This window comes from Ulvibacterium sp., assembly GCF_028285715.1.
In the GTDB taxonomy this organism is placed as follows: Bacteria; Bacteroidota; Bacteroidia; order Flavobacteriales; family Flavobacteriaceae; genus Ulvibacterium.
In genome coordinates this window covers 1-1607 of the sequence record NZ_JANQOO010000027.1, presented here as the reverse complement: position 1 = coordinate 1607, position 1607 = coordinate 1, and the positions used below count along the sequence as shown (strand labels likewise).

The window sequence follows — 1607 nt, the reverse complement described above, 5'->3', positions numbered from 1 at the left end:
GTGGGAGGAACGACTACCCATTACATTCGCGGGGCAGCAGGAGAGACCATTGCTGTGTATGAAAACGGTTCCCGTGAATTTATAAATCTTATTGGCCCGGGTGGCGATATGATTGGCACCTGGGATGGCAGCCAGAGACGCTACTTCCTTAAAGACCATTTGGGAAGTATTCGAACAACGGTAGATCAATCCGGTAATGTGGATGGCTATGATGATTATTATGCGTTTGGGCTGGTTATGCCGGGGCGTTCTTCGAACTCCGCCAATCCTGCGGATAATTACAAATTCACCGGGCACGAACTCGATCAAGTGGCTGGAACGGATTTGAATCTGTACCATGCCAATGCAAGAAGCTACGATCCGGTAACCGGACGGTTCTTGCAGATTGATCCCTATGCGGCCAAGTTTCCGAATGTCAGCCCGTATGTTTATGCACTGAATAATCCACTAGCCTTTTTAGATCCAGATGGTCGGATTCCAATTACGTTTCACATTCGTTCATTTGCTCCGTTTAATTATTTTGGTGGTCTGTTTCATGGTGATGGAGCAAATCGAGGATTTAGCAGGTCGCAAAGCGTAACTTCACGGGTAAAGCAATCATTCACGCTTGAAACTTCTACGGGTGGACTTAGCGATATTAGTACAACAAGCGACCCATCAGGACACTTAGTTTTTTATGGCAATCCAACAGCAGATCCATCCGGGAGTGTAGATGTAACCCGAACAAACTTTACGGATGATTTTAACAGCATAGGAGTTGGAGCGGAATATGCCGGAGCCAATCCGTTTATACCAGGCTCGCCAGATATAGATGTATTCTCCTCGCTATCCATTGTAGAAGATACCAAGAATGGGACACTGACTATCTCAGGGGCGTTAACCGGAGATAACTTCCCATCTACCGAGGCTTTTGTTCAGGATGCAAGTGGAGCTTCCCTGTTCTTGGGTGTTGGGTTTTATGAAGGCAGCCCCTTTAGCAGTTTAGCAGGAAAAAATAGGAGAAATATTGCCGAGTTTAACTTAACAATCCACACTAATAAGGACGGAAACTTTACCGGGGTAACCTTTAATGATAAACGATATACCCTGGAAGAGTGGAACAGTTTCTTTGAAAATGCTAACCCACACGGAAATTAAATAATTATGAAAAAAAGGATAAAATATTTTTTAATTGGCTTTTTAGTCATGTTGCTGTTTACCTACATACTTGGATTATTTGATGATGCTTTTAGGCAAGTGTATCAATTTGATAATTGGTATGATGGGATTATCGCCTCTTTTAAATACTACTTTTTATGGGTTTTGCCTTATTGGTGGTTCATTATATTAATTGGAACAACTGTTATTGGCTTAGTTTTTTCTGGAGTTGGAAAGCTTAGAAGACCCAGTTAATAAGCAGTTAAATGGATTAAGCTCGATCCAGAATGATAAAACACACCTACGATGCTGACGGGAACCGCGTGAAGAAAGACTTAGTGGGAGGAACGACCACCCACTACATTCGCGGAGCAGCAGGAGAGACCATTGCTGTGTATGAAAACGGTTCCCGTGAATTTATAAATCTTATTGGCCCGAGTGGCGATATGATTGGCACCTGGGATGGTTCT

The 1607-nt window shown here is 43.2% G+C and carries 2 protein-coding genes; both read left to right on the top strand.

The genetic code is table 11. From position 1 onward, the window contains the following. A partial coding sequence (locus tag Q0993_RS17150) for an RHS repeat-associated core domain-containing protein (protein ID WP_299535382.1) occupies positions 1-1137 on the top strand: 1137 nt, incomplete at its 5' end. 6 nt (positions 1138-1143) lie between these two features. Next, the gene (locus Q0993_RS17145; RefSeq protein ID WP_299535380.1) at positions 1144-1392 is read left to right on the top strand and encodes a hypothetical protein; all 249 of its coding nucleotides are present in this window, start codon (positions 1144-1146) and stop codon (positions 1390-1392) included. Positions 1393-1607 lie beyond the last annotated feature (215 nt).